Source organism: Phenylobacterium sp. (genome assembly GCF_035276905.1).
In the GTDB taxonomy this organism is placed as follows: domain Bacteria; phylum Pseudomonadota; class Alphaproteobacteria; order Caulobacterales; family Caulobacteraceae; genus Phenylobacterium.
Genome location: NZ_DATELG010000435.1, coordinates 1 through 8922, shown reverse-complemented (window position 1 = coordinate 8922; position 8922 = coordinate 1). Strand labels below are relative to the sequence as shown.

General features: G+C 70.5%; 12 protein-coding genes. 7 read left to right on the top strand and 5 right to left on the bottom strand.

Annotated elements, in window-relative coordinates:
• Positions 1–439: alpha-E domain-containing protein (locus VJS38_RS20775; protein WP_324090054.1), on the top strand; the 439-nt coding region annotated here is incomplete at its 5' end.
• Positions 440–441: 2 nt separating this feature from the next.
• Positions 442–1257, top strand: coding sequence for a transglutaminase family protein (locus tag VJS38_RS20770; protein ID WP_324090053.1), 816 nt, complete (start codon positions 442–444; stop codon positions 1255–1257).
• Between the two features lie 7 nt (positions 1258–1264).
• Here the strand turns inward: VJS38_RS20770 and VJS38_RS20765 are convergent, their stop codons facing one another.
• Positions 1265–1516, bottom strand: coding sequence for a hypothetical protein (locus tag VJS38_RS20765; RefSeq protein ID WP_324090052.1), 252 nt, complete (start codon positions 1514–1516; stop codon positions 1265–1267).
• Positions 1517–1772: 256 nt separating this feature from the next.
• Here VJS38_RS20765 and VJS38_RS20760 point away from each other — a divergent pair, with 256 nt between their 5' ends.
• Positions 1773–2030: a hypothetical protein gene (locus tag VJS38_RS20760; protein WP_324090051.1), complete on the top strand. Its 258-nt coding sequence runs from the start codon at positions 1773–1775 to the stop codon at positions 2028–2030.
• A gap of 238 nt (positions 2031–2268) precedes the next feature.
• Here VJS38_RS20760 and VJS38_RS20755 read toward each other — a convergent pair whose 3' ends face one another.
• Both VJS38_RS20755 and VJS38_RS20750 read right to left on the bottom strand, forming a co-directional pair.
• A complete protein-coding gene (locus VJS38_RS20755) occupies positions 2269–2493 on the bottom strand; it encodes a hypothetical protein (RefSeq protein WP_324090050.1) in 225 nt (74 codons plus the stop codon).
• Positions 2442–4016 carry an MFS transporter gene (locus VJS38_RS20750; RefSeq protein ID WP_324090049.1) on the bottom strand — a complete coding sequence of 525 codons (1575 nt, stop codon included), beginning with the start codon at positions 4014–4016 and terminating at the stop codon, positions 2442–2444. The genes VJS38_RS20755 and VJS38_RS20750 overlap by 52 nt, the downstream gene beginning before the upstream one ends.
• 59 nt (positions 4017–4075) lie before the next feature.
• Here VJS38_RS20750 and VJS38_RS20745 point away from each other — a divergent pair, with 59 nt between their 5' ends.
• Positions 4076–4330 carry a sulfurtransferase TusA family protein gene (locus VJS38_RS20745; RefSeq protein ID WP_414692475.1) on the top strand — a complete coding sequence of 85 codons (255 nt, stop codon included), beginning with the start codon at positions 4076–4078 and terminating at the stop codon, positions 4328–4330.
• 17 nt (positions 4331–4347) lie between these two features.
• On the opposite strand, the gene VJS38_RS20740 is transcribed toward VJS38_RS20745, so the two are convergent.
• Positions 4348–5304 carry a YihY/virulence factor BrkB family protein gene (locus VJS38_RS20740; RefSeq protein WP_324090048.1) on the bottom strand — a complete coding sequence of 319 codons (957 nt, stop codon included), beginning with the start codon at positions 5302–5304 and terminating at the stop codon, positions 4348–4350.
• A gap of 255 nt (positions 5305–5559) precedes the next feature.
• Between VJS38_RS20740 and VJS38_RS20735 the strand changes: the two genes are divergently transcribed.
• From VJS38_RS20735 to VJS38_RS20725, 3 genes are all read left to right on the top strand, one after another.
• Entirely contained in the window at positions 5560–5919 is a 360-nt protein-coding gene (locus tag VJS38_RS20735) for a UBP-type zinc finger domain-containing protein (protein WP_324090047.1), read from the top strand.
• Between the two features lie 121 nt (positions 5920–6040).
• Complete coding sequence (locus VJS38_RS20730; protein WP_324090046.1) at positions 6041–7369, top strand: diguanylate cyclase domain-containing protein; 1329 nt, start codon at positions 6041–6043, stop codon at positions 7367–7369.
• Position 7370: 1 nt separating this feature from the next.
• Positions 7371–7889: a hypothetical protein gene (locus VJS38_RS20725; RefSeq protein ID WP_324090045.1), complete on the top strand. Its 519-nt coding sequence runs from the start codon at positions 7371–7373 to the stop codon at positions 7887–7889.
• A 22-nt stretch (positions 7890–7911) separates the two neighbouring features.
• Here VJS38_RS20725 and VJS38_RS20720 read toward each other — a convergent pair.
• Positions 7912–8922, bottom strand: a 1011-nt coding sequence (locus tag VJS38_RS20720) for a TRCF domain-containing protein (protein WP_324090044.1), incomplete at its 5' end; no start/stop codon positions are given.

Here is an 8922-nt window from a genome sequence, read left to right as displayed (position 1 = left end):
CGAGCGGGCCGACAACACCGCGCGCCTGCTCGACGTGAAGTATCACCTGCTGTTGCCGCGCGACGAGCCGGTCGGCGGCAGTCTCGACTACTTCCAGTGGTCGACGATCCTGCGGACGGTTGCGGCGCTGACGGCCTACCGCTGGGTCTATCGTGACGCGGTCAAGCCCTGGCTGGTCGCCGATCTCCTGATCTTCAACGACCGGATGCCGCGTTCGCTGACCTGCTGCTACGACACCATCGTCGAGCTGCTCGACTATCTGAGCGCCGACAGCGGTCGCCGCGGCCCGGCGCACCGCCAAGCCTCGCAGATTCAGCTGCAGCTGCGCGAGGGCGACATCAAGGCCGTGTTCGCCTCCGGCCTGCACGAGTTCCTCGAGCGCTTCATCATCGGCAACAACCGTCTCGGCGGCGCGATCGCCGAGCAATTCGCCTTCTGACCATGCGCATCAGAGTTCGCCACGCCACGACCTACGCCTACGACGAGCCGGCCTGGGGCGTGATCCAGGCGCTGCGCGTCTCGCCCAGCGATCATGACGGGCAGCAGGTCCTGAACTGGCGCGTCGACATCGACGTGGACGGCTTCCTGCGCGAGAGCCGCGACGCCTTCGGCAATGTCCTGCACCTCTTCTACGCCGAAGGCGGGGTCACCGAGCTGACGGTGCGGGTCACCGGCGAGGTCGAGGTTCGCGAGACCGCCGGCGTGGTCCGCGGCGCCCGCGAGCCCTTCCCGCCGCAGGTTTTCCTGCGTTCGACGCCGCTGACGACGGCCGACGCCGGCTTGAGCGCCTGGGCCGACGCCATCGTGGCGGAGGACCCTCTCGCCCGCCTGCACCGGCTGATGGCCGAGCTGCATGCGAGGATGCGCTTCGACGCCGGCGTGACCAAGGCGGATACGCCGGCCGCGGCCGCGTTCGCCGAGGGGCACGGGGTCTGCCAGGACTACGCCCATATCTTCATCGCCGCGGCGCGGCGCCACGGGGTTCCCGCCCGCTACGTCTCGGGGCACCTGTCGCGAATCGAAGGCGGCGACCAGGAGGCCGCGCACGCCTGGGCCGAAGCCTATGTGCCCGACCTCGGCTGGACCGGGTTCGATCCGGCCAATGGCGTCTGCGCCGACCAGCGCTACCTGCGTGTCGCGGTCGGGCTCGACTACTTGGACGCAGCGCCCTTGCGCGGCGCCCGCCGCGGAGGCGGCGAAGAGCGGCTCAGCGTCACCGTCGTGGCGCGCGAGCCTACCCGCCAGCGGCAGGACTGATCGCCCGCTATGGCGCGGCCTTGTCCGCGCCCACCATCTCGCCGTCCGGCGTGAAGCCGACCGGCAGGTAGCCGTGCAGGAACGATTCGACGGCGACCGTCACGGGACCGGAGATGTCGCGGCGACCAGATTCCATCTCCAGGACGCGCTTCTCGCCTTGTTTGTCGCCCCCGGCGAGCCTGAGGGCGCGCGCCAGCTGGACCGGCGTCCAGCCCAACGCTTCGCGCGCCTGCTTCAGATGCGGACCGCTCTTGATCACGTACTCAAAATCTCCCTCGCCCCGGACGCTCGCTCGAGCGCCGCGGAGAACCCGTTACTCGAAATCTTCGGCTTTTTCGAGATGGCGCGCGGCCGTGGACAAGGCATTTCTCGAGCGGCGACGAAAGCCGCCACGACCGCGGGGATTTGAAGCCCGCCCTGGCCGCCCGTCGGGGCGCGGGAGGTCGTGAAGGATGCAATTGCACGTGACGGGGGCGTCCAGCGCAACAGTCGATCGGTGTCGGCGTTTCAGGGTCATGCCCGACGCTCCAGACCTCCCCCGCGAAGAACGCAAGCTGCTCAGGGCCGCGCTTGACGGTCCGTTGCACGATGCGGATCCGGTCCAGGTCGGGCTCTGCCTGCGGCTCTGCGGACGGCAGCTGCTGCAGCGGGCGGGCGCCGCAGCCCAGGCCAACGGCTGGCGCGGCTCGCCCCATGCCTTCGTCCTCACGCGCGAGGGCTGGGCGCTGCTGAAGGCCGAGCGTCGCCGCAAACCTCTGCGCCGCACGGGTTGAACGCGGCGGACTGCGCGATCACCTTTTCGGCCATCACGCATTTGGAACCTCGCTCGCGAAGGGTCTGTCGAGCTCGGCGAGGTGAACGGCGGGAGAGCTGCAAGATGACTTCCACAATCTGGCGGACAACATTGGCCCGGACGACGTTGGCCCGGACGACGTTGGCGATGGGTGGCGCGCTGCTCGCGGCGTCCGGCCTTCTGATCGCGGGATGCTCGAAGGGCGATGGCGGCAGCGATTACAGCGACGCCAATCCCGGCGCGGTGACCCGGGCCACCGACACCGCCGAAGCGGGCATGAGCGGTCCGAGCGCGGCGGCGAGCGGGGTCTCGACGGACACCTCGTCGAGCGTCGTCAGCACCGCGCGCACGGTCCCCAGCGAAGGCGGCGGCGTGGGCCCGAGCCCGAGCCTCAGCAGCGACGCACCCGCCGCCTCGCCCGCGCCGAGCGCCAGCGCTTCCACCGGCCCGGACACCGGTCCGACGACCGGCCGCGCGACGGGACCCCGAAGCTAGCCGCATCCGGGCCCAGCCTCACCCCCGCCTCGAGCGGCGCCAGCGACAGTGGCGGCGCCACCTCTTCCAGCGGACGGCCTTCGGCGCGGACGCCCAGCACCAGGGCCGTCGCTGCGGCCCCCAGCATCAGGCCGCCGCCGAGCAGATAGCCTGCGAGGATCTGACTGCGCTCGCCGGTCTCGATGAGGGCGCCGAAGACCGCGGGCCCGGCGACGCCGCCGAGCAGGGTGCCGAAGGCGTAGAACAGCGAGATCGAGATCGCCCGGGTCTCCAGGGGAAAGAGCTCGCCCACCGTCAGGTAGGCCGCGCTCGCCGCGGCGGAGGCGAAGAAGAAGATCACCGTCCAGGCCGCGGTCTGGGTCTCGGCGGTGAGCGCGCCTGCGGCGAACAGCCAGCCGGTAAGGCACAGCAGCGCCCCTGCCAGCGAATAGGTCGCGCAGATCATGGCCTTGCGGCCGAGGGTGTCGAACAAGCCGCCGAGCAGCAACGGCCCCAGCACGTTGCCGAGCGCGAACGGCAGCATGAACCAGCCGATGTTGGCGGGCGCCACGCCGTAGAACCTCGTCAGCACCAGGGCGTAGGTGAAGAAGATCGCATTGTAGCAGAAGGCCTGTGTGGCCATCAGGATCAGGCCGAGCGCGGTGCGGCGCGGATGCCGCCTGAGGAGGGTCAGGCCGACCTCGCTCCAGCTGGTGCGCTCGCGCCTGTGGAACCTCAGCTTCGCCGGCGGCTCGAACTGGGCCGGCAGGGCCCGGCGCTTTTCCACCCGCCGCTCGATCTCGCGGACGACCGCCTCGGCCTCCTCCGGCCGGCCGTGGGTCAGGAGCCAGCGCGGACTCTCGGGGATGAAGCGGCGGATGACGATCACGATCGCCGCCAGCAGGCCGCCCAGCACGAAGGCCAGACGCCAGCCCCAGGCCTGGGGCAGGATCGTCGGATCGAGCACCACCAGCGATCCCGCGGCTCCCAGCGCGGCCCCCAGCCAGAAGCTGCCGTTGATGGCGAGGTCGGTGTAGCCGCGCCGCCGTGCCGGGATCAGCTCCTGCACCGCCGAGTTCACCGCACCGTACTCGCCGCCGATGCCGGCGCCGGTGAGGAAGCGGAACAGCGTGAAGGACCAGAAGTCCCAGCTGAACCCGGTGGCGATGGTGGCGACCATGTAGAGGCTGACCGTCGCCGTGAAGAGCCTGCGGCGGCCGAACTTGTCGGTCAGCCGGCCGAACAGGACCGCGCCGATCACCGCGCCCAGGACGTAGGCGCTGCCGGTCAGGCCGACCTCGTGACTGGTCAGGCCAAGCGCCGCCGGGCAGGCGATGGCCGGCGACAGCGAGCCCACCAGGGTGACTTCCAGCCCGTCCAGGATCCAGGTGACGCCCAGCGCGATCGCCACCAGCCAGTGGAAATGGGCGAACGGCAGCCGGTCGAGCCTCGCGGGCACGTCGGTCTCGAACACCTTGCCTGTTGCAGCCATTCCCGCCCTCGACCTCGTATGGGGCGTGAACCTGAAAGGCGAAGCTTGGGTTCCCGGCCATGGCCGGTGTATGGGCGGCCATGGCTTCCGACGAGATCCTGGTCGATGCGCGCGGTCACCGCTGCCCGGTCCCGACGCTGCGCCTGCGCAAGGCGCTGGAGGCCGCGGCGCCCGGCGCCAAGGTGCGGCTGCTGGCCGACGACCCGCTGGCCCGCATCGACGTGCCCCATTTCGCCGCCCAGGCCGGCGCCAAGGTGCTGGAACAGGGCGAAGCGGACGGCGCGCTCAGCTTCCTGGTGACCCGGATGCGGTAGCCGGCGTCGCGGCGCGCTCAGTTCTTCGGCGGCCAGACCAGCGGCTTGGCCCCGCGCACGTCGCTCAGCAGCAGCGGGCGGTTGTGGATCTCCGCCGCCTCCAGCGCCAGCTCCACCTCGGTCGCCAGCGCGCCGCCGAAGAAGACGGCGTTCACGTTCCAGGACAGCCAGATCAGGAACACCACGACGGTGGCGATCGAGCCGTAGGTGGCGCCGAGATGGGCCACCTCCTCGACGTAGAAGGCGATCGCCCAGGATGCGCCCAGGCAGAGGGCCGCGGCGAGGATTCCGCCGATGAACGAGGCGCGCCAGTCGACCGGCCGGCTGGACATGGCGAAGCGGTAGATGCACGCAAGGCCGACGCTGAGCGCCGCGCTCGCCCAGGTCCACTCGCTGTAGAGCCAGGGCACGCCCTGCAGCGGCTTGAGGTCGAAGGCCGAGCCCATCACCCGGATGCCGAGGAAGAGCGCGGAGACGACCCCGAGGGCCGAGAAGGTGGCGATCAGCACCACCAGGGCCAGGACGTTGAAGCCGACGAAGCCGCGCGGCTTGTCCTCGTCATGGATGAAGGACAGTCCCGCCAGCAAGGCCTTGAAGCCGCGGTGGGCGGCGTAGACGCCGATCAGCAGCGCCAGGCCGCTCTGGGCCGACATCGTCGTGTGCGAGGTCGTGGTGAGCCTGAGGAGCTCGCTGCGGAAGATGTCCCGCACGCCCTCGGGCATGAGCCGCGAGAGCGCCTCTCCGGTCTGCGCCGCCTGCGCCGGGTCGGCGAGCAGGCCATAGAGCCCGACGAGGATGGCCAGCGCCGGGAAGATGGCGAGCATCACGAAGAAGGAGACGCCGCCGGTGAACAGCATGACGTCGCGTCCCCAGAGCCGCACCAGGGCTCGCAGCAGCGTCCGCACGACCACCCTCAGGGCGTGGAGCGGATCCCATTCCACCTGCCGCAGGCGCCGGAGACTCGATCGGATCATTGCGGCGGAAGGTGCTTCAACGGCGATGGAGCTGGCAAGGGCGGTAATGGAAACGGCGCGCCACCTTGGCAGGTGGCGCGCCGCCGATGGGCGTGTCGTTCCATCGAGTCGGCCGCCGCATCGAGGGACGGGAGAGCGCGACGGCCAACGTGGAAGACTTTTGCGACTTGCCGGCTGAACCCAGGCTGAACACGCCGGTCAGGAAATCCGTTCGCGGGCGTCATCCGGCAGCGCCGCGAGCCTTGCGCGCGGGCATTGTCGACGCCACGTCGCTTCCAGATCCGCAATCCGTTCGCCGAGGTCGCCCAGATGATGACCTGCAACCACATCGGCGGGATCCGCCGCGTGACCCCAAGCGCCCGCGGTTGCGAGGAGTGCCTCAAGAGCGGCGATCCCTGGGTGCACCTGCGGATCTGCCGGACCTGCGGCCACGTCGGCTGCTGCGACGAGTCGCCGAACCGCCACGCCACCGAGCATTTCCGCGCCACCGCCCATCCGGTCATCGAGGGCTATGATCCGCCGGAAGGCTGGGGCTGGTGTTACGTCGACGAGGTCTTCCTCGAACTCGGCGACGACACCACGCCGCAGCTCGGACCGATTCCGCGCTACGTTTGAAGGAACGCAGGCCGCGCGCGGCCGCGCTGCCCGCGGTCACGCCAGGCGTGACCATTCTGCCTATTCGCCGCAGTTCGATTCCGTGCTTTAGGAGGAGTTTGGGGGCAAGGGTTCGGGGAATATGGCCGCAGGCGTCCAGGCGCGGGTGCTGATCGTCGCGCGAGACGATGAGCTGGCGGGTCCTCTAGCGGAGGGGCTGGACAGGCTCGGCTGGCGCACGGTGACCGCGCGCTCGCCGCAGGCCGCGCTGGCCTGCATCGCCGACCTGCAGATCGAGGCGGCGATCCTCGACCTCGCCTCCGGCGAGGTCGTGCTCGACCTCGGCAAACAGCTCAAGGCGGCCTGCGCGCCGCGGCGGCTGCCGGTGCTGGCGGTCGGCGATCCGGGCCCGTCGCTGGCGCCCTGCGGATTCGACCTGACCATGGCCGCGCCGCTGCATCCGTCGCAGGCGGCGATGCGGCTGGAGAGCCTGGTGCGCATGGCCGTGGCGGAAGAGGAGTTCGAGCTGCGGGTTGAGACCTTCGCCGACCGGCGACGCAAGCTCGCGCTGCCGGACCCCGACGTCAGCCCGTTGCGCATCCTGGCCATCGGCGAGCCGGCGCCGCAGTTCCTGGCGCTGTCCAATGCGCTGGCGCGCGACGGCGCCGAGGTGGTCGGGGCCTTCACCGCCTACACCGCCTTCGACTACCTGCACGAGCGGCCGTTCGACGGGGTGGTGCTGTGGGCCGGCGACAATCCGCAGGAGGCGCTGTCGATCGCGGCGGGGCTCCGGCGCAACACCCGCCTCTACCACACGCCCGCCCTGCTCTACATGCGGCACGGCTCCTACATCACGACCGCCGAGGCCTATCATCGCGGGGTCTCGGACGTGGCCTCGCCGCAGACGCCCGAGGACGAGACGGCGCTGCGCGTGCTCGAATTGGCCCGCAACCATCGCCGGATGATGGCGGTGCGCCAGGCGCTGGAGGGCGCGCGAGGCTCGGGCCTGATGGATGCGGCCACCGGCCTCTTCACCCGCGACCTGTTCGCGGCCCACCTCGCGCGCATCGCCCAGGCGGCGCGGGTGCGCAACCGGCCGCTCAGCGTCTGCGTCCTGCGTGTGGCGGAGCGGCCGGAACTGGCCTCGGCGCGGGCGGACGGCTGGATGGCGCGGGCCATCCCCCAGATCGGCTCGATGATCGGCCGCCTCGTGCGGGTCGAGGACACCGCCGCGCGGCTCGCGCCCGAGGTGTTCGCCCTGGCCCTGCCGGCGACGCCGCTGCACGCCGGCCAGGCCGCGGGCGAGCGGATCGCCGCGGTGATCGGCTGCACCGCCTTCGAGGCGGGAGAGGGCAAGACGCCGTTCGTGGTCGAGTTCGATATCGGCGCAGCCGAGGTCACCGCGCCCGACGGCGTCGGTCGCGCGCTGGAGATCGCGGCCTCCCAGGCCCAGGCGCTGAAGGCCAGCTGAGATGGACGCCGCCCAGGCCCCGAGCGGACCCTGGGTCTATCTGATCCCGCTGATCGCGGTCGCGATGATCGCGCTGCGCAACGTCCGCGAACGGAAGCTCAAGGTCGAACGGCTCTGGGTCTCGCCGGTGCTGTTCCTGGCGCTGACGGCGCTGACCCTGGCGCACCAGCCGCCGCCGGGCCCGGCGATGCTGGCCGTGGATGCGGCCGTCCTGGGCCTCGGGGCGCTCGCCGGCTGGTGGCGCGGACGCCTGACCCGCATCGCCGTCGATCCGGCCACGCATGCGCTGACCAGCAAGACCTCGCCGCTCGGCATGCTGCTGATCCTGGCGATCTTCGCCGTGCGCTACGCGCTTCGCAGCTTCGGCGCCCAGACCGCCGGCGCCCTGCACGTCTCGGCCCTGCAGATCACCGACGCGCTGATGCTGCTGGCGGTAGGCATCGTCTGCACCCAGCGCCTGGAGATCGCGCTTCGGGCCACGCGCTTGCTGAGTGAGGCGCGGGCGGCGAACTCGCAATAGATCCTCCCCTTTGGGGAGCATCTCAAGCCGCCAGCTTCGCCAGTTCGGCCAGGATCTTCTCCGCCGCCGAAAGCCGCTGCTCCGGCGTCTCCCACTCGCCCTTGACCACGACCTTGTTGTCGGGGCGCACGCGCCAGGCGACCTGGTTCTTGGCGACGAACTGGACAAGGCCGAGCGGGTTCTTGAACTCGTCATTCCGGAAGCTGACGACGGCGCCCTTGGGGCCGACGTCGATCTTGGCGACATTGGCCTCACGGCAGAGCCCCTTGATGGCGACCACCTTCAAGAGCTGGTCGGCCTCGGGCGGCAGCGGTCCGAAGCGGTCGATCAGCTCGGCCGCGAGCGCCTCGCGGTCCTGGGCCTTCTCGGCGTCGGACAGACGGCGATAGAGCGCCAGACGAACGTTCAGGTCCGGCACATAGTCCTCGGGAATCAGCACGGCCGCGCCGGTGTTGATCTGCGGCGACCAGCCGCGGTCGTGGACCAGGCCCTCGGCGCCGGCGCGCTCCTTCAACTCGGCGACGGCGTCCTCCAGCATCTGCTGGTAGAGCTCGACGCCGATCTCCTTGATGTGGCCCGACTGCTCGTCGCCCAGGAGATTGCCGCCGCCGCGGATGTCGAGGTCGTGGCTGGCGAGCTGGAAACCCGCGCCCAGGCTGTCCAGCGACTGCAGCACCTTCAGCCGCTTCTCGGCCGAAAGCGTGATCGGCTTCTCCGCCGGCGTCGTCAGATAGGCGTAGGCGCGGGCCTTGGAGCGCCCCACCCGGCCCCGCAGCTGATAGAGCTGGGCCAGGCCGAACATGTCGGCGCGGTGGATGATCAGGGTGTTCGCCGTGGGGATGTCCAGACCGCTCTCGACAATGGTGGTCGAGAGCAGCACGTCATACTCGCCCTCGTAGAAAGCGCTCATGACCTCTTCGAGCTGGGTCGCCGCCATCTGGCCGTGACCGACGACGAACTTCACCTCGGGAACCTGTTCGCGCAGGAAGCGCTCCATCTCCGGCAGGTCGTTGACGCGGGGCGCAACGTAATA